Origin of the sequence: uncultured Parasphingorhabdus sp. (assembly GCF_963975555.1) — a bacterium.
Classification (GTDB): Bacteria; Pseudomonadota; Alphaproteobacteria; order Sphingomonadales; family Sphingomonadaceae; genus Parasphingorhabdus.
In genome coordinates this window covers 117,418-142,553 of sequence record NZ_CAXBHH010000004.1, presented here as the reverse complement: position 1 = coordinate 142,553, position 25,136 = coordinate 117,418, and the positions used below count along the sequence as shown (strand labels likewise).

The following is a 25,136-nucleotide window of genomic DNA, read 5'->3' as shown; positions in this document are numbered from 1 at the left end:
GCCGCCGTGCCGCAGCGGGACGGCCCGAAAATCAGGGATTTTTCCTCGCGAATCCATGGTAAATGCTTCCTTAACAAATGGAGCATTGGCGATGGTCGAGAAAATTGCATATCGGGTGAGCGCATCAATTCTGCTGCTGGCAGCACTAGCGATTGTCGCCATGCTGGTGATGGGCCTGACCCGCGCCGATGCCGGTTCCTCTTCCGTGCCATCGACGCCAGTTGTCGAAGATGCAGCTTCCGGACCGGTCGAGCCGAATATATCCGCGACCGAGCCGATTGCGGCGGATCGGATCGAAATTGCCGACAAACTACCCCTGAACGACAAGTTCGTGGTCAAACGCATCCTCCAGATCGACGAACCTTTCGTCCATGGCTATTATAAATGGGATGACGAAGGCGTGCCGGAAGGCGAACTGGTCGTGACCGTCGATCTCAAGGCCGAGAGCATTTCCGTCTTCCGCGCCGGCTATGAAATAGGCGCGGCGGTGATTACCTTTGGCGATTCCGAAAAGCCGACCCCGACCGGTGTCTTTCCGATCACCCAGAAGAGCAAGGATCATGTCTCGAACATCTACGGTTCGCCAATGCCTTATATGCTGAGGCTGACCAAAGACGGCGTCGCGATCCATGCCTCCGACGTCAAATGGGGCTGGGGCACGCGCGGCTGTGTCGGCGTACCGCACGAATTTGCGCGGCTGTTGTTCGAACAAGCCAAGCTTGGCGACCGTGTGATCGTGACCAACGGCAAGATGATGGGTGTCGGCGACGCCATTTTGTGAGACCGGTGCATGTCTCGCAATGATCGCGTTTAACATCGCATTGGCCTTACAATAGCCGTCATCCCTTCCTATATAAAGAACAAGCCTTCGTGATTGCAGGATTGCAGTCTTGACGGGCATTGTCTCTTCACGCTCAGAAATGATTCTGATCGGCTTTCCTGAGGCAGGCCATCATTCGCATTATTATCGTTTGAGTTTGTTCGCCGACAGTCGATCCGGTTGGTCGCCTCCTTGAGATGACCGGCCAGCTGCCGACCGAACATCACCCCGGAAGGAAATATCATGGCCAAATCACAGAAGAAATCCAATCGCGAAGTCCGCAAACCCAAAGCCGAGAAGAAAAAGACCAATGCGTCCAACCCTTCGGCCAAGGCAGGCGTTGTAGCGGGCCTTGAAAATATGAAAAACAATCGCGGGTCCTAGAATGAACATCGGGGCGCGAAAAAGAGGAATCCAGTCATGCGCGTAAAAGCATCAACATGCCGCGAACAAGAAGCGCGGCAGCTTGATCTCGCCGCCAATGATCCGTTGGAAAGCCGCCGCATAGTCGCGGCGGCCGCGGCAAAGGCGTGGGGTCTCGAAGCGATCCAGGCCGAAAAACGCGAAGCCGGTCACCTGAGCCCGCGCGACAAGGTAGACGCGGAAATCGCCCGCGAATTCGCCGAGGAAACAGAAGCCGACGCGCTGGAGGACGAGGCCTGATATGGAGCTTCGACTGATAATAGCTTATGCTTTGATCGCGCTGCTGGTTGGCGGCATCGGGACGGTTGTTTTCGTTGTGCGGAAGAAAAACAAGAAAAAGCGCGGGGGGTATTGAGGCCGGATTCAGGCTGCCAGCTGCCGTTTTTCTACCTTCGCAAAATTCGGAAATTGGCATCGAACCAATTTCCTCATAAACCACCCCTGACCCCTCCTTTGAAAAGGAGGGGGTGAGAGCAGAACCGTTCTTGTTGCGCCTGTCGAACCGCGGTTTATTGCCAGCAATGGTCGTTAGCTGCGCTGGCCTTCGGCTCGACAAGCTCAGGACGAACGGATTAGTCGAGCGATCAGCGCGAACGCTAGCCCTCAAGCCACCTCCACAAACGAATCCAGCACCCTTTTGTCACCGCTCTTCTCGAACGCGATCTCCAGCTTGTTGCCTTCCTTCACCTTCACTTCGCCATAGCCGAATTTGGTGTGGAAGACGCGCATGCCGACCTTGACGTCGTCGCGACCCTTGTTGCCTAGCGATACGGCGCTGCGGCGGGCTTCTTTTATGATGCGGGGGTTTTTGTCGAAATTGGAGGATGCCGCGCGTTGCCAGCCGGGACCGCGTTTGCCGGCTCTGGTGGCGTTGGCCGCCGCGAGATGGGAGAAGGGGTCGCTATTCTCGCTCCAGTTGGCGCGCCACAGGCTTTCGCCGCCGCTCATGCTGCTTTCCTGTTCGATATGCTCTTCGGGCAGTTCGCCGATGAACCGCGACGGGATCGCGCTGTTCCACTGGCCGTAGATCCGCCGGTTGGCAGCGTGGAAGATCGTGCATTTCTTGCGGGCGCGGGTGATCGCGACATAGGCGAGACGACGTTCTTCCTCGAGGCTGGCATTGCCGCCTTCGTCGAGGCTGCGCTGCGACGGGAACACGCCTTCTTCCCAGCCGGCGCAAAAGACATATTCATATTCCAGGCCCTTGGCGCCGTGCATGGTCAATATGGTGACCTTGGCCTCGTCGTCGCGCGCGTCATTGTCCATGACCAGCGAAACATGTTCGAGAAATTCGCCGAGCGTTTCATATTCTTCCATCGCGCGGGCGAGTTCGGTCAGGTTTTCCAGCCGGCCGGCGGCTTCGGTCGAGCGGTCGGCCTGCAACATCGCGGTATAGCCGCATTCGTCTAGAACGATCCGGGTCAGCTCGGCGTGATCGGTGACGCCGGCCAGTTCGCGCCAGCGCCCGAAATTGCGCATCAGCTCGAGTAAAGTGCTGCGCGCACGGGGCGGCAGTTCGTCGGTATCGCAAATGCTGAGCGCAGCGGCGGGCATCGATATGCCCTGGGCGCGGGCGAGGCGGTGTACCTTTTCCACAGTTTTATCCCCAAGGCCGCGCTTGGGCATATTCACGATCCGCTCGAAAGCGAGATCGTCGGCGGGCTGGGCGATCACTCGCAGATAGGCGAGGGCGTCGCGGATTTCCTGGCGCTCGTAAAAGCGGAAGCCGCCGACAATCTTGTAGGGCATGCCGATCGAGATGAAACGGTCCTCGAACTCGCGGGTCTGGAACTGGGCACGGACAAGGATTGCGACATCATTCAGCGACGCCTGCTTGATCTGCTGCAGCGCTTCGATCTCATCACCTGTGCGCCGGGCTTCCTCGGGGCCATCCCAGACGCCGATGACCTGCACCTTGTCGCCTTCGGTTTCCTCGGTCCACAGGGTCTTGCCGAGGCGGCCCGAGTTGTGGTTGATCAGCCCGGACGCGGCCGCCAGAATATGGGGGGTGGAACGGTAATTCTGCTCCAGCTTGACCACCTTGGCTTCTGGGAAATCCTTCTCGAAACGCAGGATGTTGGCCACTTCCGCGCCGCGCCAGCTATAGATCGACTGGTCATCATCGCCGACGCAACAGATATTCTGGTGGCTCTGGGCGAGCAGCCGCAGCCAGAGATATTGCGAGCTGTTGGTGTCCTGATATTCGTCGACGAGAATATATTTGAACCGTTCCTGATAAAGCTTCAAAATCTCGCGGTTGGTCTTCAGCAGATTGAGAATATGGAGCAGAAGATCGCCAAAATCGCAGGCGTTGAGGATCTTGAGCCGGGCCTGATAGGCGGCATAAAATTCCTGCCCGCGACCATTGGCGTAACGTTCATTTTCACTGGCATCGAGATCCTGCGGGTTCAGCCCCCGGTTTTTCCACTGGTCGATCAGACCGGCGAGCATCCGCGGCGGCCAGCGTTTCTCGTCAATCTCTGCCGCGCGGATCAGCTGCTTGAGCAGTCGTAGCTGGTCATCGGTATCGAGAATGGTGAAATTGCTCTGCAGGCCGACCAGTTCGGCATGACGGCGCAGCATTTTTGCGCCGATGCTGTGGAAGGTGCCAAGCCACGGCATGCCCTCGAAACTCTCGCCGACGATCGCGCCGATCCGTTCCTTCATCTCGCGGGCGGCCTTGTTGGTGAAGGTCACCGCTAGAATCTCGCTCGGCCAGGCTTTGCGCGAGAAGACGATATGGGCCAGCCGGCGGGTGAGGGCAGCGGTCTTGCCGGTACCTGCGCCAGCGAGCACCAGGACGGGGCCTTCGGTCGTGAGAACGGCTTCGCGCTGCGGCGCGTTCAATCCTTTCACATAAGGCGGATCGGATTCTTGCGGATGTTTGACAGGTTCGGACACGCGTGAACAGTTAGGGAACATCGGCGACGGCGGCAAGTGGATTAGGGCCTGTTCGGGAACTTTTCCCGATCCGGATCATTGTAACATAACCGGATCCACCGAGAATGAAGGAGATTGAAATGAGCAAGCGATTGATATGGACCGCTATTGCGGCAACCGGATTGATGATCGGCAACGCGGCCAATGCAAATCAGCCTGAAGACGCCGCACCGGCCACGAAACCCGTGGCCGCAAAGGACGGCAAAACCGTGACGGTTGACGGAAAAGAGGTCGCTGTCTGCACAAATGATGTGCTGGACAGTTGCATCAACCCGCGCGAGGCCGGCCTGAACTGGGGCAATCGGGCGCTGGATTACTGGCCCGGAAAGCCCGCCAGTGACAAGAGTCCTGCAACCGACGAACTGCCAGCCACTGATGGTGATTCTCCCATCGACCAATAAAATATTGCATCCGGCGGGGGCGCTGATGAAGCGGCCCCGCCTCTATTCATACCCCTGAACCAAAGGACAGGTTGATAAATATGTTGCAACGCACCATTTGTTAACTAATGGACGTCAAAGCATCCCCCACGGAGTATGAAATGAGCAAGAGACTGACCGCAAGCGCAATTGTCGCTACCCTGTTGATGGCCGCTACGAGCTTTTACAGCGTCGCGCAGCAAGGCCATGTCGAAACAGCATCCATGACCGCGTTGATGGGCGGCTAAATGCCTTCCGGGCGCAGGAGATGAATCCGCGCCTTGCTACTGTTACGCACAGTATCCAGACTATATCCCTTTACGACAACATCCTCGTTCCGGCTGGTTTCAATCGCGATCCAGCTTGACGGCGCGAACCAGCCGTGGCGGCCGAGCTTGTCCAGTGCCACCGCGCCAGCGCCTGATTCATAAGGCGGATCCATCAATATCAGATCATAAGGCTTTCTGGCCTGGCCGAGATGCAAAACCGACCCGATCCGGACATCGGCGTCGGCGCTGAGTGTATCAATATTCTTTTCCAGTGCCCTGATCGCATCGCGGTCCTGTTCGACGAAGGTGCAATGCGCAGCTCCGCGCGAAAGGGCTTCGAGGCCGAGCGCGCCGGATCCGGAAAACAGGTCGAGAATTTGCAGATCTTCGAAATCGCCGAGGCGGCTGGTCAGCATGGAAAACAGCCGTTCGCGCGTGCGATCGGCGGTCGGGCGGGTTATCTCGCCCTTCGGCGCAACGATATTTCTGCCCCGCCATTTTCCAGCAATTATACGCATTTTATTCCATTCGTCCCGAGATTGTCGAAGGAGCGGACTGGTCGCTCAGCAGTGATTCGGCAGGCTCGACACGGACGGACAAGAGCGCGTCAGCAACCGACGAGCGTTCGCTACCAAGGGTTAAGAGCAAGTCTATCCTCATTTCAGCGATTTGCGGAACTGGACCAGATCATGCTGCCGCACGACCTCGATCTCGCCCTTGTCCAGATCGCCGAGCACGAAAGGGCCGTAGCGGGTCCGGATCAGGCGCGACACTTCCAGGCCGAAATGTTCCAGGACCCGGCGTACTTCGCGGTTCTTGCCTTCGGTCAGAGTCATTTCGATCCACTGGTTGCGTCCGGTGCGCCGCTCAAGATTGGCGGTAATCGGGCCGTAATGCATGCCTTCGATGGTGATCCCGCGATAGAGTTCCTCAAGCTGGTTCTGGCTGATATCGCCGAACGTCCGGGCGCGGTAAGAGCGTTCGATACCGTTTTTCGGCAATTCCATCTCGCGCTTGAACTCGCCGTCGGTGGTCATCAGCAGCAGGCCTTCGGTGTTCATGTCGAGGCGGCCGATTGGCATCACCCGTTCCATGTCCGCAGGCAAGACCTCATAGATAGTCTTCTTGCCGGAAAAATCGCGCTCTGCGGTCAGATAGCCATTGGGCTTGTGGAAGCGGTAGAGTTTTGCGGGCGACGGTTCCGCCACTGTATTGCCATCGACGGTAATGCCGGTCAGATTCTTGAGCAGCAGAGAGGGATGCTCGACTATATTGCCGTTCAGGGCAATCCGCCCATCATCAATCATACGCTCGATTTCGCGCCGCGATGCGACGCCGGCGCGGGCGAGAAGCTTGGCAATGCGCTGCCCTTCGCGAACTTCGGTCGACGGCGCTGCTGGCGTCCCTGCGGGCTTTGCTCCGGGGGTCGGTTTTGCGCGATATATCTTGGCTGGTTTTTCTTCGGTCATGGTCGAGACGCATGGCGGAAAAATGCCTCGGCTGCAATCTGTAACCTATGGTGTCGTGACTGCGAATGCCTATTGTCACCCGTTCGGAGTTGGAAATGAGAAAGATTGTTATATGTGCGTTGATTGGCGGATCGGCTTTTGCCGGTTTTATCGCCGCGCAACTGGCACCGACCTCTGCCGCCAGCACGGTTCCGGTGACAAAAGTCGCAAGTCGCGCCGATGCTGCCGGAAGCTCCAATCCGGTGGTCATCGAGCTTTTCACCAGTCAGGGATGCTCGTCCTGTCCCCCCGCAGATTTGCTGGCCAGACGGCTGGCAAAAGACGACTCCCTGCTGGTGATCACCCGACCGGTGACCTACTGGGACCGGCTTGGCTGGAAAGATACGCTGGCGAAAGAGAGTAATACCGCGCTGCAGCGCGCTTATGCCGCCAAGCGCAATGAAGGATCAGGGGTCTATACCCCGCAAATGGTGGTCAACGGCGGCGGTGGCGCAGTGGGTTCCCGCGAAAATGATATACGCTCGCTGGTCCGGCGGGCCGACCGGTCCGGTCCCTCTATTACGGTTGCGGCCGGTGCCAGCGGAGAGATGATCGTCAGGATCAGCGGCAAGTCCGACTATCTCGCCGGCGTTTCACTGATCGCGCTCAGCTCCTCGGAGACCGTGCGCGTCGGGCGCGGCGAAAATGGCGGACGGACCATGCATTATGTCAATGTCGTCAAGGCCGAACGCAATCTCGGCAGCTGGCGCGGCAAGACAATGAGCCTTGCCGTGTCACCGGAGAAATTCCGGACAAACGGTGCGGACAAATATGCGATTGTCGTTCAGCGTCCGGGAGCGGGGCCGATTGTCGCGGCAAAGCTGCTCGATATCTGAGACACGATAAAATCAAGCTGGCATTCAGGTGAATAGGCGCTAAAGATTCCTCCTGTTCGAGGGAGAATTTGGCGTGAGTGAGCAAGCAGCAGTATCGGGTTGGCGCGGACGGCTTCCCGCCGGAGTTCGACCCTATAGCGAAGCGGCCCCTTTGGCAGCGCTTTTTCTGGGTGTTTCCTCCGCCCTGCCGCTCACTATGATCGCGGCGACTTTGACCACCCGTTTGGCGCAGGCGGGGATTGAAAAATCGACCGTCACCGCCTTTGCGCTGACCTTTCTCGCCTATAATTTCAAATGGCTCTGGGCGCCGATCATCGACGTTGTCAAATTGCCGATCATCGGCCGGGTCGGGCAAAGGCTGTCCTGGCTGATCGTCACTGCGGCGCTGGCCATGGCAGCGATTATCTATCTCGGCTCGCTCGATCCCTCCAAGGATATAGCCGCTGTCGCGGTCGCCGCGATCATGGTTGGTGTAGCGGGCGCTACATTCGACGTCGTGATCGACGCTTACCGCATCGAATTGCTCGAACCCGAGCAGCTGGGTGTCGGTTCCGGCATGTCGCAATATGGCTGGCGCATCGGTGCCGCAACAGCCGGCGCGGTAGCGCTGGTGGTAGCGGCGCGGACCAACTGGTCGATCGCTTATTATGTCTGTTCGCTGTTCGCTTTATTCGCCGTCATCGTCGGCCTGATCATGCGCGAACCGAGCCGCCGCCAGGAACCGATGGCGCTGAAGGGACCACTGGAAGCGGCGAAAGCCTATGTCAGCCCGCTGGTCGAATTTTTCAATCGCTCCGGTGCCCTGCTCGTCCTGCTGTTCATTCTGGTTCACAAGATCGGCGACACTCTGGCCAATCTGACCTTCCGGCTGTTGTTCGAAGATCTTGGCTTCACCAATGACGAGATTGCTTTTTACGACGTCAGTCTGGGCTTCTTTGCCTTTCTGATAGGCATTTTCGTCGGCGGCATGGTCTATTCGCGCCTCGGCATGAAAAAGGCGGTCATGCTGAGTCTGATCCTGATGGCGGTCAGCAATCTGTCCTTTGCCGCGCTTGCCGCTGCAGGCCACAGTAACTGGGGTATGGCGGGAGCAATCGGTTTCGAAAATTTCGCCAGCGGTGTCGGCGGTGTCGCGGTTGTCGCTTATCTGTCGGCGCTATGCAATCTGCAGTTTACCGGAACCCAGTTCGCGCTGCTATCAGCGGCGGCCAGCATATTGGGTCGCTTCCTGACGGGAACGACCGCCGGTTCACTGATCGAGGGCATGGGCTATGTGAACTTCTATCTGCTGACCACCGTGGCGGCCTTGCCGGGGGTTATCATGTTCTGGCTGATGATCCGCTATGGTCTGGTCGACCGGTCGCTGGGTACGGCTGGCTCGGTGCATGCGGATGAAACGCCGGATTAATCCGGTACTTGTTCGTTCGCTTTCAGAACGTCGCCCACCAGATAGAGCGATCCTGCGATCAATACGGTCTTGCCCGCGCCAAGCGATAGAGACTCTAGCGCGCTCTTGATGCCGCTTGCCTCCGTCATCGGGGCGTCGGCGTCCGGATAATCGCCGAGAGCGTGCGATTCATGGCCGGGTACGGGGATCACCGTTACGCTGGCCAGCTTCTCGTGCAGCGGCGTGATGATCGCGGCGGCATCCTTGTTTGACAGCATTCCGATTACCAGATCGATTGATCCTGCTTCATAATCGGCAAAATATTTGGCCAGCGCCAGTCCGGCGCTGACATTATGGCCGCCGTCGAGCCAGACTTCTGCGTCGGAGGGCAGCAAATGGGTCACTGGTCCGGCGATCAGAAAATGCATCCGGCCCGGCCATTGCGCCCAGCCCATGGCGGCCTTGAGCGCGGCGTCGGAAATGGCGATCTTGTCCTGATGGCGCAGCATCGCGATGGCGAGCGCGGCATTGTCGGCCTGATGCGCGCCGACGAGAGCGGGCAGGGGCAGGTTGAGCTTCCCCTTGTGGTCCTTGTAGTGGAGCTGGCCTTCGTAAATGGCTGCACCCCATTCATCGCCGCGCGGGAAATGCTGCGCACCGATATTTGCAGCATGGTCTGCGATCACGTGCAGCATGTCGTCAGCATATTTTTGCGTGAGCAACGGCGCGTTTTTCTTGGCGATGCCGGCTTTCTCCCAGGCGATACGAACCATCGGATCATCCGGCGTGCCCTCTTCGGGAGAAAGCAGAAAACCTTCGTGATCGATGCCGAGCGCCGCTATTCCGGTGGCGACCGGGCTGGAGATCACATTGGTCGCGTCGAGCCGTCCGCCAAGGCCGACTTCCAATATACAGGCATCGGCCGGTGTTTCGGCGAAGGCGAGGAAGGCGGCTGCCGTCGTTGCTTCAAAGAAGCTAGGGTTGATATCCTCGCTGATATCGAGAACCCGGGCGAGCAGGGTGGCGAGATATTCATCCTCGATCAGCTTGCCCGCCAGCCGGATCCGTTCGTTGAACCGGACCAGATGCGGGCTGGTATAGACATGGGCTTTCAGCCCCTCCGCTTCGATCGCAGCGCGCAGGAAAGCGCAGGTCGAGCCTTTGCCATTGGTGCCGGCGACGTGAAAGATGGGGGGCAGCCCATCCTGCGGGTTGCCGAGCCGGACAAGGACCTCGTGGATTCTCTCCAGTCCCAGCACATCGCGCCCGGGCGAGAGCATTTCGAGCCGGTCGAGCTGTATCTGGACTGCCGGATGATCCGACTTTGCGCCGTCTGCCATTATCTCCCGTCCCCTTTCAGGGGTGGGGCTTTCTCAAGCCGCCTCTTTCCATGCCATCAGATAGCCTAGGATCTGGGCCAGTTGTTCACGCAATTCCTTGCGATGCACAACCATGTCGATCATGCCGTGCTCGAGCAGATATTCCGCGGTCTGGAAACCCTCGGGCAGTTTTTCGCGGATGGTATTCTCGATCACCCGCTGGCCGGCAAAGCCGATCATGGCGCCGGGCTCTGAAATATGCACGTCGCCGAGCATCGCATAGCTGGCGGTGACGCCACCGGTCGTTGGATCGGTCAGGACAACAATATAGGGAATGCCTGCTTCCCGCAGCATCGAAATCGCGACCGTGGTCTTGGGCATTTGCATTAGCGACAATATACCCTCCTGCATCCGCGCGCCACCGGCGGCGGTGAAGATGATATAGGGGCATTGGTCCTTCAGTGCGCGCATGGCACCGTCGACAAAGGCCTGACCCACGGCCAGCCCCATCGAGCCGCCCATGAAGGCAAAATCCTGGACACCGACGACGCAGGGAATGCTCTTGATCGTGCCCTTGACGTTGATCAGCGCGTCCTGCTCGCCGGTCTTGGTTCGCGCGTCTTTCAGCCGGTCGACATATTTCTTCTGGTCTTTGAATTTGAGCGGGTCTTCCTGAACCGGCGCCCAGGGAATCATTTTCCAGCTATTCTCGTCCATGATCTGGGCGAAGCGGGTCATCGGTCCGATGCGGCCGTGATGCTCGCATTTCGGGCAGATATGCATGTTATCCTCATATTCCTTGAGGAACACCATCGCTTCGCATTTCTTGCATTTGTGCCAGAGATTTTCGGGCGTTTCACGCTTGGTGATCGACGCGATCTTGTTGCGGACATTGCTTAGCCAGGACATGATTTACCCTTATCGTTTATTTCGTTCGTCTCGAACATGGCCGAGAGATTTTCTGCACACAGGCATCTCGACTTCGCTCGATGCGACCGGTTTTTCAAATTCAAGTCTTTCGAGCCACCCTGATAGCATCGGAAAGCGACTTAACATAGTCCCTGACATGAGGGGCTGCGCCTTTGCCATGTTCGGCGACAATCTCGACGATCGCGGAGCCGACTACCACGCCATCGGCGACGCGGGCGATCTCGGCAGCCTGTTCGGGTGTGCGCACACCAAAGCCGACCGCAACCGGCAGATCGGTACCGGCTTTCAACCGGGCGACCGCTTCTTCGATGCTGGCCTGTGCCGCCTGCTGCTGGCCGGTGATGCCGGCGACCGAAACATAATAGAGAAAGCCGCTGGCGTTGTTCAATATGGTGGGCAGGCGCACGGCATCGGTGGTCGGCGTGGCAAGACGGATAACCGCGACATCCTTGGCGCGCAGCGCGTCGCCGAGACTTTCGTCTTCCTCGACCGGAATATCGACGCAGATCACGGCATCGACACCGGCGTCAACACAAGCATCGGCGAACCACTCGGAGCCCCTGATCGTCATCGGATTGGCATAGCCCATCAGCACCAGTGGCGTATCCGGATGACGCTGGCGAAATTCCTTCGCCATTTTGAAGATATCGGCGGTCCTGGTGCCGGCGGCCAGACTGCGGATATCCGCCGCCTGGATCGAGGGGCCGTCGGCCATCGGATCGGTGAACGGCATGCCGAGTTCAATAACATCGGCCCCGCCTTCGACGAGGGCGTCAAGGATGGCGCCGGTATCGGCAGGGGTCGGGTCGCCAGCGGTGACGAAGGTGACTAGCGCTGCGCGGTCGGACGGGAAGGATCGGGAAAGGCGGGTCATATCTCCGTGCCCAAAGCCTCGGCGACGGTGAAAATATCCTTGTCGCCGCGCCCGCACAGGTTCGCGAGGATGATCTTGTCGCGATCCATTTTCACCGCTTCGCGCACCACCGCCGCAATCGCGTGGCTGGGTTCGAGCGCCGGAATAATGCCTTCGGTGCGGCATAGAAGCTGGAAGGCGTCGAGGGCTTCTACATCGGTGGCGCTGTCATAGTCGACGCGGCCGGATTCCTTGAGCCAGCTGTGCTCCGGACCGATGCCGGGATAGTCGAGGCCGGCGCTGATCGAATGGGCTTCGGTGATCTGGCCATCCTCGTCCTGCAGCAAATAGGTCTTGTTGCCATGGAGGATGCCGGGGCCGCCGCCGGCGAGGCTTGCGGCATGTTGCTTGTCGAGACCATGGCCCGCCGCTTCGATGCCGAGCATCTTGACGTCCGGATCGTCGAGAAACGGGTGGAACAGGCCGATCGCATTGGAGCCGCCGCCAATCGCCGCTACCAGCATATCCGGCAAGCGTCCGACGCGATCGAGCATCTGGGCGCGGGCTTCCTTGCCGATCACGCTCTGGAAATCGCGGACGAGCTCGGGATAGGGATGGGGACCGGCGGCGGTGCCGATGATGTAGAATGTGTCGTGGACATTGGCGACCCAGTCGCGCAGCGCTTCGTTCATCGCATCTTTCAGCGTAGCCGCGCCGCTGGTCACTGGAACCACTTCCGCGCCGAGCAATTTCATCCGGAACAGATTGGGTTTCTGTCGCGCGACATCGGTCGCGCCCATGAAAATCGTGCAGGGCAGGCCAAAGCGGGCGCAAACCGTTGCCGTCGCCACGCCATGCTGACCGGCGCCGGTTTCGGCGATGATCCGCGTCTTGCCCATGCGCATGGCGAGCAATATCTGGCCGACGCAATTGTTGATCTTGTGCGCGCCGGTATGGTTGAGTTCGTCGCGCTTGAACCAGATTTGCGCGCCTTTGCCTTCCGGAGCATCCTTGCGGACTTCCTCGGTCAGGCTTTCGGCATAATAGAGTGGCGAAGGGCGGCCGACATAATTTTGCAGCAAGTCGTTAAACTGCTCCTCGAACGCCGGATCGGCCTGCGCCTCGCGATAATGTTTTTCGAGATCAAGGATCAGCGGCATCAGCGTTTCGGCAACATAGCGTCCGCCAAATTCGCCAAAATGGCCGCGGTCATCCGGCATGTTGCGGAAGCTGTTGGGAGGTGTGTCGTTCATGGGTTCGAAATTTCCGTTCGCATCGAGCGAAGTCGAGATGCATCAGTGATCGGCCTGTGTCTCGACTACGCTCGACACGAACGGATGCTATTCGGCTTCATCATATTCCCGAACCGCTTGGCAAAAGGCGGCGATTCTGTCCACTTGTTTGACGCCGGGCGCGGATTCGACGCCCGAGGACACGTCGACCAAGGGGGCGTGGGTGGCATTGAGCGCGGTGATGACATTGTCGGGATCAAGCCCGCCGGCGAGACCCCAGTCGATCTGGTGATCATGACCGGCGAGCAGGGACCAGTCAAAGGAGGTGCCGGTGCCGCCGGGCAAAGCCTTGGCCGGAGCGTCGAACAGCAACCGGTCGGCAGCGCCAATATAGCGGCTGGATTTCGCCAACGTCGGCTTGTCCTTCACGCCGAGGGCTTTCCAGATTTCCAGGCCGCTATTGTCCGCGACCAGTTTCAGCCAGTCCGGCGTTTCGCTGCCGTGGAACTGGATGACGTCGGGTTTGACCACGCTGATTGCCTGGCCGGTGGCTTTCGGGTCGGCGTTGACCAGCAACAGCACCGTCTTGATCCGGTTGCCCGCATATTGGCGGAGCTCGGCTGCGCGTTCGAGCGACACATGGCGCGGGCTTTTTGCGAAATGGACCAGACCTATATAGTCGGCGCCATTACTGATTGCCGCATCGATGGCGGCTTCGGTGGAGAGGCCACAGATTTTGATTTGGGTTTTCATGGAGAGGCTATTAGCGAGGCAATCCATGTTCGTCATCCTGAACTTGTTTCAGGACCCCTTCAGATTGCGCATTGGCGTGGGAGGTCCTGAAACGAGTTCAGGATGACAATTCTGCCGATCTAGGGAAGCGTTGCCTTAAAGCGTCGCTTCAATCGCCCGCGCCGCCTCTCCGGGATTGTCCGCTCCGGTAATCGGCCGTCCAATCACCAATATGCTGGCACCATTGTCTCTGGCTTGGCTCGGCGTCACCGCGCGTTTCTGGTCGCCCATCGCGCCGCCTTTCGGACGCAGGCCGGGGACGACGAAAAATCCGTCTTTCCAGATTTTGTGCGCCGCAGCCACTTCATTGCCGGAACAGACGATGCCATCCAGTCCCGCTTCGCGAGCAAGGCCAGCCAGTCTTTCGACCTGATCATGTGGTGTACCCGTATAGCCGATCCTGCCCATATCATTCTCGTCGAGAGAGGTCAGCAATGTGACCCCAACAACCTTGGTATGTTCGTTTGCCGCGGCCTTGGCATCTTCCATCATCGCCCGTCCGCCGGAAGCGTGGATCGTCACGATGGCAGGCTCCAGCATGTTGATCGCCTGCATCGCCTTGGCGACCGTATTGGGAATGTCGTGCAATTTCAGATCGAGAAAAATCGGCAGATCGAACTTCTGGATTTCGTGCACGCCATGATGGCCATGGGCACAGAAAAACTCCAGCCCGAGTTTCAGCCCTCCGACATGTCCTTTTACCGATTGTGCAATCGCTATCGCCTGGTCGAGATCGGGCGTGTCGAGGGCAACAAAAATGGGGTTGGTCATAGGCCTGTCGCTTTGTCGGTGCTGACCGACGACACAGCCGGGGCGGGTTCCGCTTTAGCTGCCGCTGCCGGAGCGGGTGTCCGGCTGGCAGGCGGTGTTGGCACGACCGCCGGTCTTGCGGCGTCTTCCAGCGTCTTGATCCGGCGGGAGAGTCTCCATTTGGAGCCCCTCAGCAGCAGCCATGTGGGGACGAAGCCAATCAGGAAGGCGCCGACCACAAAGGTCGAGACCCGCGCTTCGACAACCGCAGCGCCGAGATCCAGCGAAGACCGTGCCTCGTTGGTCCACCAGAAAATGAAGGTCGCCACCAGCAGAAGAACCCAGAACAGGATTTTGATAAATTGCATGATTCAACCTTTTCTCTGTGCTGAGGCTATCCTAGCCCCAAAAAAGGCAGGTGGCCAGACGATATAGGCCGGATGCTAAGCTGTCGCTCCGAATACCCGGTCAAAAATAGTATCGACATGCTTGAAGTGATAATCGAGGTTGAACCGTTCCTCCAGCTCTTCGTCCGACAATTTGGCAGAGACATCGGGATCGGCCTTGAGCAGGTCAAGCAAGGCGACTTGCCCGTCCGATTCCCAAACCTTCATCGCATTGCGCTGGACGATACGGTAGCTGTCCTCGCGGCTGATGCCTGCTTGCGTCAGCGCCAGCAAGACTCGCTGCGAGTGGACAAGACCGCCCATGCGGTCGAGATTTTTCTGCATCCGTTCAGGATAGATCAGCAGCTTGTCGATCACGCCAGTCAGCCGCACCAGCGAAAAATCGAGGGTGATTGTCGCATCCGGTCCGATCATCCGTTCGACGGAACTGTGCGAAATATCGCGCTCGTGCCACAGCGCGACATTTTCCATCGCGGGCAGGGCGTAGCTGCGGACCATGCGGGCGAGGCCGGTGAGGTTCTCGGTCAGGATCGGGTTGCGCTTGTGCGGCATCGCGCTCGAACCCTTTTGGCCCGGCGAGAAATATTCTTCGGCCTCGAGCACTTCGGTGCGCTGCAGATGGCGGATTTCAACCGCGAGCCGTTCGACCGACGAGGCAATAACGCCGAGCGTGGCGAAAAACTGCGCATGACGGTCGCGCGGGATGACCTGTGTGGAGATTGGTTCCACCGTCAGGCCGAGCTTCTCGGCGACATGCTCTTCGACCTTGGGATCGATATTGGCGAAGGTGCCCACCGCGCCGGAAATGGCGCAGGTAGCGATTTCCTTGCGCGCGGCGACCAGCCGTTCGCGGTTCCGTTCAAATTCGGCATAGGCTTGAGCGAGTTTCAGACCAAAGGTCACCGGCTCGCCGTGGATGCCGTGGCTACGGCCGATGGTCGGGGTGAATTTATGTTCGAACGCGCGCTTCTTGATCGCTGCGAGCAACGCGTCGATATCTGCCAGCAATATGTCGGAAGCGCGCGCGAGTTGCACCGCGAGGCAGGTGTCGAGGACATCGCTCGAGGTCATGCCCTGATGCATGAAGCGCGATTCTTCACCGACATTTTCCGCAACATTGGTCAGAAAGGCGATGACGTCATGTTTCACTTCGCGCTCAATCTCGTCGATCCGCGCGACGTCAAACTTGCCCTTGGCCCAGATTGCGGCAGCCGCTTCCTTTGGTACGACACCGAGTTCCGCGAGGGCATCGGTGGCATGGGCTTCGATTTCGAACCAGATCTGGAATTTCGATTCGGGTTCCCAGAGGGCAACCATTTCGGGGCGGGAATAGCGCGGGATCATTTTTTGTTCCTTGGACAAAGGGCAGCTTTGCGGCAATGAGGTGCCACGATTTGCGGCCCCGCTAGCACCTCCGAAATGAGTCGGCAATGGAGCGGCGGAAACAGGGAGAATAAAATGCGACTGGCAGTGCTCACCGGCGGCGGCGATGTTCCGGGCCTCAATCCGTGCATCCAGTCGATTGCAACTTCGGCGTGGCAGCGCGGCTGGGATGTGGTCGGTTTGCGCCGGGGCTGGGAAGGGGTGCTGGAGATTGACCCTGCCGATCCATGGGCGAACGAGAATAGCGTGATGATGCTGGACAGGGACCGGGTTCGCGGGATTGACCGGCAGGGCGGCACGATATTGCACAGCTCCCGCTGCGATCCACGGGTTACGGACCAGGGCGACCAGACGCAGAAGGTTCTCGACGTGCTTGACGCGCTGAAGATCGATGTCCTGATCACCATGGGGGGTGATGGTACGCTTCGCTTCTCGGCCTATCTGTCCGGTCTGGGCCGCAACGTCATTTCGATTCCCAAGACGATGGACAATGATGTCCATGGCACCGACTATTGTATCGGCTTTTCCACCGCCGTGACCCGCTCGGTGCAGGCGATCAACTCGCTGCGGACCACGGCCGCCAGCCATGAGCGGATTGCGGTAATCGAACTCTTCGGCCGGCGATCCGGCGAAACGGCCTTGCTCTCCGGCTTTCTTTCGCAGGCTGACCGGACGGTGATCGCCGAAGTGCCTGCCGATATGGATGTGCTGCTGCCGTTGCTGCTCGCTGACAAGGAAGCCAATCCTGAATCCTATGCCATCTGTCTGGTGTCCGAAGGGGCCAAGCTCTCGGGCTCGACGGATTTTGCCGACGAAATCAACAAATCGAACACCAGCCGTACCGGCCTTAACATCGGCACCCAGCTGGCGCGCGAGATCGAAGCGCGCAGCGACGAGCGGACAATCGTGCAGGAGCTTGCCTATCTGATGCGCGCAGGCGAACCGGACGCAATGGACCGGATGGTCGGCTTTGCCTTTGGCGCTTTGGCAGTGCAGCTGATCGAGCAGGACCGGATGGACAATATGGTCTGCCTCACCGACGGCAATTACGGGACGGTACCGATCGGCACATTGCTGGAGGACAGCAAGGGGGTCAATGTTTCCGGCCTTTATGACGCCAATCTGTATCGCGCCAATCTGATCCAGGTCGAGGGCATGCCGATGTTCCTTTATTGAACGGGACCTATTTCACTAGATTAATCCCTTCGACCGAAAGGATGTATGGCCGTCTTTGCCAATGATGATATGGTCATGGACCGCGATGCCAAGCGTAAGAGCCGCGTCGCATATATCCCGGGTAATCGCGATATCCTGCCGGCTCGGGGTGCTGTCGCCGCTGGGGTGGTTGTGGACGAGGATGATCGCTGCTGATCCCAGAGCAAGCGCGCGCTTTATGACTTCACGGGTATAGATGGCCGCCTGATCGATCGATCCTTCGCTGACCAGCTCATCGCGGATCAGCCGGTTCTTGCTGTCGAGATGCAATATCCGCACCCGTTCGTGATCGAGATGCGCCATGTCGGCCCGCAGATAATCGAGCAAAGCCTGCCAGCTCGCCAATATCGGTTGTTCCCGCACCGGCGCGGAAATCAGGCGTAATGCGGCGAGCTGGACAATTTTTAGCGCCGCGACGCTGGTCTCGCCCATGCCGGGGAAATTTCCTAATGCATCGGCGTCAGCGACGAGAAGGCCTGGAAACCCTCCAAATTCCTCGATCAATTGTTTTGCGAGTGGCTTGGTGTCGCGACGCGGAATGGCGAGCGCGAGCAGATATTCAACCAGTTCGTGATCGTGTAATGAATTGCCCTGACCAGTTAGAATCCGCTGGCGCAGCCGCGCGCGATGGCCGCTGCGGTGCTGCGACGAGCTTGACTGGATTTCATGTTCCGGGGCCATGTGTTGTTTATAATCAGAACAAACGGAGAACTTATTCGATAAGCAGAAAACAGGCCGAATATGTCCAATATTGGAATAAAGGTGTGAAAACTCGTCTCTTCAGACACTTGTACATTGCAACTTAAGGAAGACTTATGCATTTCAGCCGCGATGGATGAAGAAATCGCAAATGACCCTGTCGGTCGCCGCTCCCGGTTTCGACTGTTCGGCGGGATATTGCTTGTTCTGATTCTGCTCGCGCTGGTCGTCCTGTGGATCAGCCGGACCACGCTCGCCGACAATGTCATCCAGTCCGAACTGAACCAGATGGATGTCGCGGCCAGCTACGAGATTGAAGATATCGGTCTACGCAAACAGGTCATTCGCAATCTGGTGATCGGTGATCCGGAAAATCCGGACATGACCGCCGAATTGGTCGAAGTCGGCAATAGTCTGTCTATGGGTGGTGTGGGTATCAACTGGGTTCGGGCAAGCGGGGTAAAGCTGTTCGGACGGCTGGAAAACGGCAAGCTCAGTTTTGGCGAACTCGACAAATTTACCGATCCCGAGGATGACAGTCCGCTGGCGCTGCCGGATATGTGGCTGGGGCTGAGCGATGCAAAGCTGCGGATCGACAGCGAATATGGCGTCATCGGGCTGGCGCTGAACGGTCAGGGCGAGTTGCACGATGGCTTCAGCGGAGAAATCGCGGCGATCAGCGAGAATCTGGCCGCGGGCGGCTGCGCGATAGAGAAGCCGACCTTTTTCGGCGAGATCGCGATTCGCGGCAAGAAACCTCATTTGCAGGGGCCGTTGCGGCTGCCCGGCGTGAATTGCAGCGATCTCGACCTGACAGCAGAAGATTTCGCCGCTCAGATCTCGGTTGATCTAGGTGAGGATTTGGCCAGCTGGTCGGGTAAAGTCGGTTTGCTCGGCGGGCCGCTTCGCTATGCCGATTATAGCGGTCAGGAAATCAGGGCTTCAGTGACTTTGGCCGGTGATTTCAAACAGAGCAAAGGCGACGTCGATCTGACCGCAAGCGGGTTGAAATCACCATATGGCCGCGCCGATAGCTCGAGGATCAAAGGGCCGTTCGCGCTCGGCTATGGCGCCGGGCCATTGACCGCGAGCTATGCCGGGCAGCCGGAAATTCGCGGTGTTCAGGTGGCGCAAAATCTGTTGCGGCAGGCGGGCAGCCTGTCGGCATCGACAACAGGTACGCCGGTTGGCCCAATTGTAGACCGGCTCGCAAAAGCCGTTCAGCAGGCTGGAAATCAGCTGGATATATCCAGCGACATCAAATTTTCGAAAGCGGCCGGGCAGACGACGCTTTCGCTCAATGCGCTTACCGCTCGCTCGCGTTCCGGCGCTACGCTGGACCTGAGTGATCCGTTGCTATTGGCCTTTACCGACAAGAATATCCGGATGTTGGCTGATGGAAATATAAGGCTGGAAGGCGGCGGTTTTCCCAACGCCAAATTTGTCCTAGACGACGGCAGCCTGTCACGCGGATTTTCCGGACGGCTCGAAATGGCGAATTTTCAGGCCGGTTCGGCACAGTTGAAAATTCCTGCCATGGCCTTTTCGCCAACGCGGCAGGGCGGGACCAATGTCGACGGACGGATAATTTTGACCGGGCCGCTGGGTGATGGACAGATAACCGGGCTGCAAGTGCCGGTTAGCGGTTATGTATCGCGGAACGGCAATTTTGCTCTGTTCCGCCAATGTATCAACCTGCAATTTGCCAGCCTCCGCACTGCATCCCTGAACGCAGGGCCGACCAGCGCGCGCCTATGTCCGCAAGGCGATGCCATCGTTTCCGGTAACGGATCGGGCGTGAATATCGCGGCCAATGCGCCTTCGCTCAAGCTGAACGGCGATGTTGGCGGTACGCCACTGGCCATTTCGAGCGGCGCGCTCGGATTTTCACTGGCCAACGGCTTGAAGGCACAAAATGTCGGTGTCCGGCTGGGAACGGCGGGCAGTATGACGAGCCTCGACATGGCCGTGCTGACCGCGGCTTTCGGGCGCAATCTTTCAGGCCGGATCGAGGGAGCCTCCGGAAAGGTCGCCAATGTCCCGCTGCTGATGGAAAATGTCGAAGGGGACTGGCGCTATGAAAATGGCAAATTCCTGGCCGACGCCAGCCTGCTGGTCCGCGACGAGCAACCGGTGGAACGGTTCCGGCCATTGGTCAGCAACGACGCCAAGCTGGGTTTTGACGGCAGTGACCTGACGGCAACCGGCTGGCTTCGGGAACCGGAAACGCTGACCGCTGTTGCGGCCATCGATATCGTTCATGCTCTGAAGAACAGTGAGGGCAGGGCACTGATCGACGTGCAGTCGCTGATGTTCAACGACAAGCTGCAGCCGGAACAGCTGACGTCGCTGACTCTGGGGGTGATCGCCAATGTCCAGGGTGAAATATCCGGCGTCGGGCGGATTTACTGGGATGCTTCTGAAAACGGCATTAAAAGTACCGGGACCTTCCGGACCAATGGCCTGAACCTCGCGGCGGCCTTTGGGCCGGTCACCGGCCTGTCAGGCGAAATCAATTTCTCCGATCTGCTCGCGCTGGAAACTGCACCAGGCCAGATTGTGACCCTGTCGGAGGTAAATCCCGGCGTTGCGGTCTTTAACGGACAAATCCGCTATCGTTTACTGCCGGACTTTAAAATGCAGGTCGAGGGCGGCCAATGGCCTTTTGCGGGTGGCCAGCTGTATCTCGAGCCAACCATATTGGATCTCAGCGAAGAGGCGGAAAGACGGCTGCAATTCACCGTCGAAGGCGTTGATGCCGCCCAGTTCCTGACCCAGTTTGATTTCGAGAATATGACCGCAACCGGCGTATTTGACGGCAAGCTGCCGATGGTCTTCGATCAGGACGGCGGCCGGGTCGTCGGCGGTTATCTGGTGGCGCGGGAAGGCGGCGGAACGCTCGCCTATGTCGGAGAGCTGACCTATGAAGATATGGGCACCATGGCCAATTTTGCCTTCAACGCGCTTAAATCGATCAAATATAGCAATCTCACGATTGGTATGGATGGCGACATCGCTGGCGAAATCATCACCGAGGTGAAATTTGACGGGTTGCAACAGGGCGATGATGCGAGCCGCAATTTCATCACCAAGCAACTTGCCCGTATTCCGATCCAGTTTAACGTCCGGATCCAGGCGCCCTTCATGCAGTTGATGAGCAGCGCCAAATCCTATTATGAACCGGAAATACTGGTCGGGCAAAATCTGCCGGCACTGCTGCGAGCGCAGGAGAACCGGGCCAAAGCCGCGGTGAAGGTTCTAGAAGAAGATGAATAGTCCATTCAGCCAGGGGAAAGCGATGATGCTTTATCAGACAAGTCAATTGACGGATCGTCCATATGGTGCGATTCGGCGCAATATGAGGAGTTTAACCACTGCCGGCCTGATACTGGGGGCATCAATAGGGCTTTCGGCCTGCGTGCAGGTCACTGCGCCGGACAAGCCGATTGTCATCAACCTCAATATCAACATCAAGCAGGAAGTGGTCTATCGTCTTGACGGCGATGCAAAAAGTTTAATCAACGAGGAAGCGGATATTTTCTGATGTTTGACTATGTAAAGAAAAACAAGGCTTTGGCTGTAATCGGCGGACTAGTTTTAACGGCGGTTGTCGCCGCACCCGTGATGGCGCAACGCGATCCTGCCTATGAAGCGGCGCGGTCAGCCGGTAAGATTGGCGAAAAGCCGGACGGCTATCTTGGCTATGTGTCTTCCCCTTCTCCTGCAATCAAGGCGCTGGTCGAGGATATCAATATCAAACGCAAGGCGGCCTATACCCGCAAGGCACAGGAAACCAATTCGACGGTCGAGCAATTTGCTTTCACCTCGGGTTGCAACCTGATCATGCGCACATCGGCCGGCGAAAAATATCAAACGCCGAGCGGCACCTGGAATACGCGGGACAGTTCTGATCCGGTGCGCGATTCGCGTTGCCCTTGAGCTAGGCCACAGAAAATTACCAGAGAAGGGCGTGTCAGCTATGCTGGCGCGCCTTTTTTTGTCATGGGCCGGTCGGTTGGCCGAATTACAATCGCGGACGTAAGTCCAATGCTATCCGCGCGCGATCGATATTTCTTATATCAACTCTTTTCCGGCCATCGGGAGAAGGCTCCGGTGCGCGAAAATCCCCTTATAAACTAGCTAATTTCCGCATTGCAGCATTGCTGTTGACTTGGGAACGCTGCTTTCCTAAACGGACCGCGCCTTGGCGGGTCGGCCTGCTGTTATCTATGGCTCTTTTTGGCGCCCTTCGGGGTTTTTATAGGAGTTGTAATGGCAGCAAGCGAATCTGATCGGGATCCCCTCGAAGAGGATGTGCGGGTTTCATCGCTGGATGAGCGACTGGAAACAGCACAGAATAGAGAGCGGATCAAAGCGGGGCACCGGAACAAAGGGCCAGACGAAAGTCAACGGCTCGGCGCAAGGGTGCTAAGCTATTTGATCGGAGGCGTGGCTGCTGGTTTCCTACTCGGGTGGCTGTTTGACACCTGGCTGGGAACGACGCCATTGTTCCTGTTGCTATTCTTCTTCCTAGGGATCGGAGTAGCGTTCAGGAAAATTTATATGATTTCGAGCCAGCCGGTGGATGACATCGGTACGGCGTTACCAGATGATGATGATTGACGATCAGGGGTTAGATTAGTGGCTACCGAAGGCAAAATTGATCCTATGCACCAGTTTGAAGTGCAGCCCATCTTTGATGGCTTCACTCTTTTTGGTCAGCAGATTAGCTTCACCAACAGCGCGCTATGGATGTTCGTCGTTCTGGCGCTTCTCTATGTGTTCATGATCGGTGGAATGAAGCGCGAGCTGGTTCCCGGTCGTTGGCAGGTGATGGTTGAGGGCGTGGTCGGTTTTATCGACAATATCATTGCCAACAGCATCGGCCCCAACGGCAAGAAATATACGCCTTGGGTCTTCACCTTGTTCATGTTCATTCTATTTTCAAATCTGCTCGGCATGATGCCCTTCGGAATCATTCCCGGTATTCACCCGTTCACGGTGACCAGCCAGTTCACCGTCACCGGCCTGTTGGCGGCGATCAGCTTCTCGATCGTATTGATCGTCGGTTTCTGGAAACACGGCTTCAAGTTTTTCGGCCTTTTTATCCCGCACGGCACGCCGTTGTGGATGATGCCGCTGATTTTTTCGGTAGAGCTTCTGTCGTTCCTCGTCCGTCCGTTCAGCCTCGCGTTGCGGCTGTTCGTTGCGATGATTGCTGGCCACATTCTGATCAAGGTGTTCGCAAGCTTCGTGGTCCAGGCCATCGACGCGGGCGGTGCCTCGTGGGGTATCGCGTTGCTGAGCATCCTCTTCATCGCATTTGTCAGCGCGCTGGAACTTCTGGTATGCGCAATCCAGGCCTATGTTTTCGCTCTTCTGACATCTCTGTATATCAGCGATGCGGAAAATCTTCACTAAGTCACTTTCAATCCTAATTTTTCAATACGGAGTTTAAAAAATGGATCTCGCTTCTGCACAAGTAATCGGCGCTGGTATCGCTGCAATCGGTATCGGTGTTGCTGCATCCGGTGTTGGTAATGTTTTCGCATCCTTCCTCGAAGGCGCTCTGCGCAACCCATCTGCGGCTGACGGCCAGCAGGGACGTCTGTTCATCGGCTTTGCTGCTGCTGAATTGCTCGGACTGATCGCTTTCGCTGTTGCGATGATGATTCTCTACGCTCCACCAGAGGCAACTCCGGTTGAAGCTGTAGTTGTCGAAGCAGCGGCTGTTGACGCACCGGTAGCTGAAGAAGCTGCGGTCGTAGCGCCAGCAGAATAATCGTTCGGGCGGGCTGGTTTTGCCAGCCCGCTTGACCTTGTCTATTTAGCGTTTCGAACTGTCAGGTGAATAATGCCTCAAATTAGTCAGCTTATGGAAGTCTACGGCAGCCAGTTTTTCTGGTTGTTGATCGTCATCGGCATCATCTATTTCGGCATCGCCAAGAATATGGTGCCGAAAATCAGCAAGACTGTTGATGATCGTCAAAAACGGATTTCCGACGATCTTGCTGCGGCGCAAGCCGGCCAGGACAAAGCCGAGCAGATCGAAGCGGATTATCGCACCAGCATCAATGATGCTCGGACCGATGCTGTCTCGATCGTTAATGACGCCAAAGCCAAGGTCGCGAAGAAGAATGAGGCCGCTATCAAGCGTGCGGATACCGCTCTTGCGAAAAAAGCGGATGAAGCCGATGCTGCGCTAAAGACTGCGCAGAGCAGCGCTTTGAAGGAAATTGAAGCCGTGGCGGCAGAAGCCGCTCAGGCTATTGTGAAAACGGTTTCCGGTGCCAAGGTTACCGCGACCGATGCAAAAAAGGCGGTCAAGGCCGCTTTCTAAGCGCCTGCTGAAGGAGATAGAATATGCTATTGACTATTTTGGCTGAAGGCGCTGGAGCTGTCGGACCGTTGCAGGATCCAACATTCTGGGTGGCGGTTGGCGTTCTGATCGTATTTGCAATCATGTTGTGGACGAAAGTCCCGAAAATCGTTGGCGGGATACTGGATAACCAGATCGCCGAGATCAAGAAAACGCTCGATGAAGCTGCCAACCTCCGCAAGGAAGCAGAAGCGCTGAAAGCAGAATATGAAGCGAAGACCGCTGGTGCTCAGGCTGAAGTCGAAGCGATGATGGATAGCGCCGAGAAAGAAGCTGCTCTTTTGGTAGAACAGGCAACGACTGACACGAAAGCGTTGCTGGCCCGCCGCAAGAAAATGGCAGAAGATAAGATCGGTGCGGCAGAACGTTCTGCTATCGCAGCGGTTCGCGCCAAGGCTGCTACTGCTGCAACCCAGGCGGCGCAGGCACTGATTGCTGCGCGCCATGACGCAGCTGCGGACAAGGCTTTGATCGACAAGGCCATTGGCGATATCGGCAAAACGCTGAACTGAGCCGCTGGGCCTCCGCTCAGGCGGAGACCCGGTTTTCAAATCTGATTTCACATCACCGTTCCG

Annotated in this window: 27 protein-coding genes and 1 pseudogene; 16 read left to right on the top strand and 12 right to left on the bottom strand. The window is 57.7% G+C overall.

Translation table 11 applies throughout. The features are described 5' to 3' along the window. Window positions 1-91 precede the first annotated feature (91 nt). The 3 genes from AAC060_RS10490 (at window position 92) to AAC060_RS10480 (ending at window position 1,483) form a co-directional block, all read left to right on the top strand. The gene (locus AAC060_RS10490; protein WP_339825851.1) at window positions 92-781 is read left to right on the top strand and encodes a L,D-transpeptidase family protein; all 690 of its coding nucleotides are present in this window, start codon (window positions 92-94) and stop codon (window positions 779-781) included. A 282-nt stretch (window positions 782-1,063) separates the two neighbouring features. Then, entirely contained in the window at window positions 1,064-1,204 is a 141-nt protein-coding gene (locus tag AAC060_RS10485; protein ID WP_339825848.1) for a hypothetical protein, read from the top strand. 36 nt (window positions 1,205-1,240) lie between these two features. Continuing rightward, window positions 1,241-1,483 (top strand): hypothetical protein, encoded by a 243-nt coding sequence (locus tag AAC060_RS10480; RefSeq protein WP_339825845.1) that lies wholly within the window; start codon window positions 1,241-1,243, stop codon window positions 1,481-1,483. Between the two features lie 363 nt (window positions 1,484-1,846). Here AAC060_RS10480 and AAC060_RS10475 read toward each other — a convergent pair whose 3' ends face one another. Further along, a complete protein-coding gene (locus AAC060_RS10475; RefSeq protein ID WP_339825842.1) occupies window positions 1,847-4,165 on the bottom strand; it encodes a UvrD-helicase domain-containing protein in 2,319 nt (772 codons plus the stop codon). Between the two features lie 98 nt (window positions 4,166-4,263). Here AAC060_RS10475 and AAC060_RS10470 point away from each other — a divergent pair, with 98 nt between their 5' ends. Beyond that, window positions 4,264-4,584, top strand: coding sequence for a hypothetical protein (locus tag AAC060_RS10470; RefSeq protein ID WP_339825839.1), 321 nt, complete (start codon window positions 4,264-4,266; stop codon window positions 4,582-4,584). 140 nt (window positions 4,585-4,724) lie between these two features. Further along, window positions 4,725-4,850, top strand: coding sequence for a hypothetical protein (locus AAC060_RS10465; protein ID WP_339825836.1), 126 nt, complete (start codon window positions 4,725-4,727; stop codon window positions 4,848-4,850). Here the strand turns inward: AAC060_RS10465 and rsmD are convergent. Together rsmD and AAC060_RS10455 are read right to left on the bottom strand one after the other, a co-directional pair. After that, complete coding sequence (gene rsmD, locus AAC060_RS10460) at window positions 4,847-5,389, bottom strand: 16S rRNA (guanine(966)-N(2))-methyltransferase RsmD (RefSeq protein ID WP_339825833.1); 543 nt, start codon at window positions 5,387-5,389, stop codon at window positions 4,847-4,849. The genes AAC060_RS10465 and rsmD overlap by 4 nt on opposite strands. Before the next feature lie 138 nt (window positions 5,390-5,527). Next, window positions 5,528-6,340 carry a pseudouridine synthase gene (locus tag AAC060_RS10455; RefSeq protein ID WP_339825830.1) on the bottom strand — a complete coding sequence of 271 codons (813 nt, stop codon included), beginning with the start codon at window positions 6,338-6,340 and terminating at the stop codon, window positions 5,528-5,530. A gap of 95 nt (window positions 6,341-6,435) precedes the next feature. On the opposite strand from AAC060_RS10455, the gene AAC060_RS10450 reads away from it, so the two are divergent. Together AAC060_RS10450 and AAC060_RS10445 are read left to right on the top strand one after the other, a co-directional pair. Beyond that, window positions 6,436-7,215, top strand: coding sequence for a DUF1223 domain-containing protein (locus tag AAC060_RS10450; RefSeq protein WP_339825827.1), 780 nt, complete (start codon window positions 6,436-6,438; stop codon window positions 7,213-7,215). Window positions 7,216-7,288: 73 nt separating this feature from the next. Beyond that, on the top strand, window positions 7,289-8,623 hold the full coding sequence (locus AAC060_RS10445) for an MFS transporter (RefSeq protein WP_339825825.1): 1,335 nt from the start codon (window positions 7,289-7,291) through the stop codon (window positions 8,621-8,623). Here the strand turns inward: AAC060_RS10445 and AAC060_RS10440 are convergent. The 8 genes from AAC060_RS10440 to purB form a co-directional block, all read right to left on the bottom strand. After that, the gene (locus AAC060_RS10440; protein WP_339825823.1) at window positions 8,620-9,942 is read right to left on the bottom strand and encodes a bifunctional folylpolyglutamate synthase/dihydrofolate synthase; all 1,323 of its coding nucleotides are present in this window, start codon (window positions 9,940-9,942) and stop codon (window positions 8,620-8,622) included. The two genes, AAC060_RS10445 and AAC060_RS10440, sit on opposite strands and share 4 nt — an antisense overlap. Window positions 9,943-9,975: 33 nt before the next feature. Next, a complete protein-coding gene (gene accD, locus AAC060_RS10435) occupies window positions 9,976-10,830 on the bottom strand; it encodes an acetyl-CoA carboxylase, carboxyltransferase subunit beta (RefSeq protein WP_339825821.1) in 855 nt (284 codons plus the stop codon). Between the two features lie 100 nt (window positions 10,831-10,930). Then, window positions 10,931-11,725 (bottom strand): tryptophan synthase subunit alpha, encoded by a 795-nt coding sequence (trpA, locus tag AAC060_RS10430; RefSeq protein ID WP_339825818.1) that lies wholly within the window; start codon window positions 11,723-11,725, stop codon window positions 10,931-10,933. Continuing rightward, window positions 11,722-12,957: a tryptophan synthase subunit beta gene (trpB, locus tag AAC060_RS10425; RefSeq protein ID WP_339825816.1), complete on the bottom strand. Its 1,236-nt coding sequence runs from the start codon at window positions 12,955-12,957 to the stop codon at window positions 11,722-11,724. Before trpB ends, trpA begins: the two co-directional genes overlap by 4 nt. A gap of 87 nt (window positions 12,958-13,044) precedes the next feature. Then, window positions 13,045-13,689: a phosphoribosylanthranilate isomerase gene (locus tag AAC060_RS10420; protein ID WP_339825815.1), complete on the bottom strand. Its 645-nt coding sequence runs from the start codon at window positions 13,687-13,689 to the stop codon at window positions 13,045-13,047. A gap of 135 nt (window positions 13,690-13,824) precedes the next feature. Then, entirely contained in the window at window positions 13,825-14,499 is a 675-nt protein-coding gene (gene pyrF / locus AAC060_RS10415) for an orotidine-5'-phosphate decarboxylase (protein WP_339825814.1), read from the bottom strand. Beyond that, window positions 14,496-14,846: a LapA family protein gene (locus AAC060_RS10410; protein ID WP_339825811.1), complete on the bottom strand. Its 351-nt coding sequence runs from the start codon at window positions 14,844-14,846 to the stop codon at window positions 14,496-14,498. Before AAC060_RS10410 ends, pyrF begins: the two co-directional genes overlap by 4 nt. Window positions 14,847-14,921: 75 nt before the next feature. Further along, a complete protein-coding gene (purB, locus tag AAC060_RS10405) occupies window positions 14,922-16,229 on the bottom strand; it encodes an adenylosuccinate lyase (RefSeq protein WP_339825809.1) in 1,308 nt (435 codons plus the stop codon). Between the two features lie 114 nt (window positions 16,230-16,343). Between purB and AAC060_RS10400 the strand changes: the two genes are divergently transcribed. Next, on the top strand, window positions 16,344-17,444 hold the full coding sequence (locus tag AAC060_RS10400; RefSeq protein ID WP_339825806.1) for an ATP-dependent 6-phosphofructokinase: 1,101 nt from the start codon (window positions 16,344-16,346) through the stop codon (window positions 17,442-17,444). A 15-nt stretch (window positions 17,445-17,459) separates the two neighbouring features. Here AAC060_RS10400 and radC read toward each other — a convergent pair whose 3' ends face one another. Beyond that, on the bottom strand, window positions 17,460-18,164 hold the full coding sequence (gene radC, locus AAC060_RS10395; protein WP_339825803.1) for a DNA repair protein RadC: 705 nt from the start codon (window positions 18,162-18,164) through the stop codon (window positions 17,460-17,462). A gap of 150 nt (window positions 18,165-18,314) precedes the next feature. Here radC and AAC060_RS10390 point away from each other — a divergent pair, with 150 nt between their 5' ends. The 8 genes and pseudogenes from AAC060_RS10390 to AAC060_RS10355 all read left to right on the top strand — a co-directional run bounded on the left by AAC060_RS10390 (window position 18,315) and on the right by AAC060_RS10355 (window position 25,073). Continuing rightward, complete coding sequence (locus tag AAC060_RS10390; RefSeq protein ID WP_339825800.1) at window positions 18,315-21,458, top strand: YdbH domain-containing protein; 3,144 nt, start codon at window positions 18,315-18,317, stop codon at window positions 21,456-21,458. Between the two features lie 82 nt (window positions 21,459-21,540). Next, window positions 21,541-21,726 carry a YnbE family lipoprotein gene (locus AAC060_RS10385; protein ID WP_339689702.1) on the top strand — a complete coding sequence of 62 codons (186 nt, stop codon included), beginning with the start codon at window positions 21,541-21,543 and terminating at the stop codon, window positions 21,724-21,726. 80 nt (window positions 21,727-21,806) lie between these two features. Then, window positions 21,807-22,121 (top strand): YdbL family protein, encoded by a 315-nt coding sequence (locus AAC060_RS10380; protein ID WP_339826330.1) that lies wholly within the window; start codon window positions 21,807-21,809, stop codon window positions 22,119-22,121. A 333-nt stretch (window positions 22,122-22,454) separates the two neighbouring features. Continuing rightward, window positions 22,455-22,805, top strand: coding sequence for an AtpZ/AtpI family protein (locus AAC060_RS10375; protein WP_339825797.1), 351 nt, complete (start codon window positions 22,455-22,457; stop codon window positions 22,803-22,805). A gap of 45 nt (window positions 22,806-22,850) precedes the next feature. Then, window positions 22,851-23,603, top strand: a complete 753-nt coding sequence (locus AAC060_RS10370) for a F0F1 ATP synthase subunit A (protein ID WP_339826328.1) — start codon at window positions 22,851-22,853, stop codon at window positions 23,601-23,603. Window positions 23,604-23,643: 40 nt separating this feature from the next. Next, window positions 23,644-23,862: pseudogene (locus AAC060_RS10365) on the top strand (F0F1 ATP synthase subunit C); the annotation flags it as partial. A gap of 174 nt (window positions 23,863-24,036) precedes the next feature. Then, window positions 24,037-24,522, top strand: a complete 486-nt coding sequence (locus AAC060_RS10360; RefSeq protein WP_339825794.1) for an ATPase — start codon at window positions 24,037-24,039, stop codon at window positions 24,520-24,522. A 23-nt stretch (window positions 24,523-24,545) separates the two neighbouring features. Further along, a complete protein-coding gene (locus AAC060_RS10355; RefSeq protein WP_339825791.1) occupies window positions 24,546-25,073 on the top strand; it encodes a F0F1 ATP synthase subunit B in 528 nt (175 codons plus the stop codon). The last annotated feature ends 63 nt before the right edge of the window (window positions 25,074-25,136 follow it).

Coding starts and splice junctions, on each gene's coding strand:
- AAC060_RS10490 (WP_339825851.1), top strand. CDS start 92: ATGGTCGAGAAAATTGCATATCGGGTGAGCGCATCAATTCTGCTGCTG.
- AAC060_RS10485 (WP_339825848.1), top strand. CDS start 1,064: ATGGCCAAATCACAGAAGAAATCCAATCGCGAAGTCCGCAAACCCAAA.
- AAC060_RS10480 (WP_339825845.1), top strand. CDS start 1,241: ATGCGCGTAAAAGCATCAACATGCCGCGAACAAGAAGCGCGGCAGCTT.
- AAC060_RS10475 (WP_339825842.1), bottom strand. CDS start 4,165: ATGTTCCCTAACTGTTCACGCGTGTCCGAACCTGTCAAACATCCGCAA.
- AAC060_RS10470 (WP_339825839.1), top strand. CDS start 4,264: ATGAGCAAGCGATTGATATGGACCGCTATTGCGGCAACCGGATTGATG.
- AAC060_RS10465 (WP_339825836.1), top strand. CDS start 4,725: ATGAGCAAGAGACTGACCGCAAGCGCAATTGTCGCTACCCTGTTGATG.
- rsmD (WP_339825833.1), bottom strand. CDS start 5,389: ATGCGTATAATTGCTGGAAAATGGCGGGGCAGAAATATCGTTGCGCCG.
- AAC060_RS10455 (WP_339825830.1), bottom strand. CDS start 6,340: ATGACCGAAGAAAAACCAGCCAAGATATATCGCGCAAAACCGACCCCC.
- AAC060_RS10450 (WP_339825827.1), top strand. CDS start 6,436: ATGAGAAAGATTGTTATATGTGCGTTGATTGGCGGATCGGCTTTTGCC.
- AAC060_RS10440 (WP_339825823.1), bottom strand. CDS start 9,942: ATGGCAGACGGCGCAAAGTCGGATCATCCGGCAGTCCAGATACAGCTC.
- accD (WP_339825821.1), bottom strand. CDS start 10,830: ATGTCCTGGCTAAGCAATGTCCGCAACAAGATCGCGTCGATCACCAAG.
- trpA (WP_339825818.1), bottom strand. CDS start 11,725: ATGACCCGCCTTTCCCGATCCTTCCCGTCCGACCGCGCAGCGCTAGTC.
- trpB (WP_339825816.1), bottom strand. CDS start 12,957: ATGAACGACACACCTCCCAACAGCTTCCGCAACATGCCGGATGACCGC.
- AAC060_RS10420 (WP_339825815.1), bottom strand. CDS start 13,689: ATGAAAACCCAAATCAAAATCTGTGGCCTCTCCACCGAAGCCGCCATC.
- pyrF (WP_339825814.1), bottom strand. CDS start 14,499: ATGACCAACCCCATTTTTGTTGCCCTCGACACGCCCGATCTCGACCAG.
- AAC060_RS10410 (WP_339825811.1), bottom strand. CDS start 14,846: ATGCAATTTATCAAAATCCTGTTCTGGGTTCTTCTGCTGGTGGCGACC.
- purB (WP_339825809.1), bottom strand. CDS start 16,229: ATGATCCCGCGCTATTCCCGCCCCGAAATGGTTGCCCTCTGGGAACCC.
- AAC060_RS10400 (WP_339825806.1), top strand. CDS start 16,344: ATGCGACTGGCAGTGCTCACCGGCGGCGGCGATGTTCCGGGCCTCAAT.
- radC (WP_339825803.1), bottom strand. CDS start 18,164: ATGGCCCCGGAACATGAAATCCAGTCAAGCTCGTCGCAGCACCGCAGC.
- AAC060_RS10390 (WP_339825800.1), top strand. CDS start 18,315: ATGGATGAAGAAATCGCAAATGACCCTGTCGGTCGCCGCTCCCGGTTT.
- AAC060_RS10385 (WP_339689702.1), top strand. CDS start 21,541: ATGAGGAGTTTAACCACTGCCGGCCTGATACTGGGGGCATCAATAGGG.
- AAC060_RS10380 (WP_339826330.1), top strand. CDS start 21,807: ATGGCGCAACGCGATCCTGCCTATGAAGCGGCGCGGTCAGCCGGTAAG.
- AAC060_RS10375 (WP_339825797.1), top strand. CDS start 22,455: ATGGCAGCAAGCGAATCTGATCGGGATCCCCTCGAAGAGGATGTGCGG.
- AAC060_RS10370 (WP_339826328.1), top strand. CDS start 22,851: ATGCACCAGTTTGAAGTGCAGCCCATCTTTGATGGCTTCACTCTTTTT.
- AAC060_RS10360 (WP_339825794.1), top strand. CDS start 24,037: ATGCCTCAAATTAGTCAGCTTATGGAAGTCTACGGCAGCCAGTTTTTC.
- AAC060_RS10355 (WP_339825791.1), top strand. CDS start 24,546: ATGCTATTGACTATTTTGGCTGAAGGCGCTGGAGCTGTCGGACCGTTG.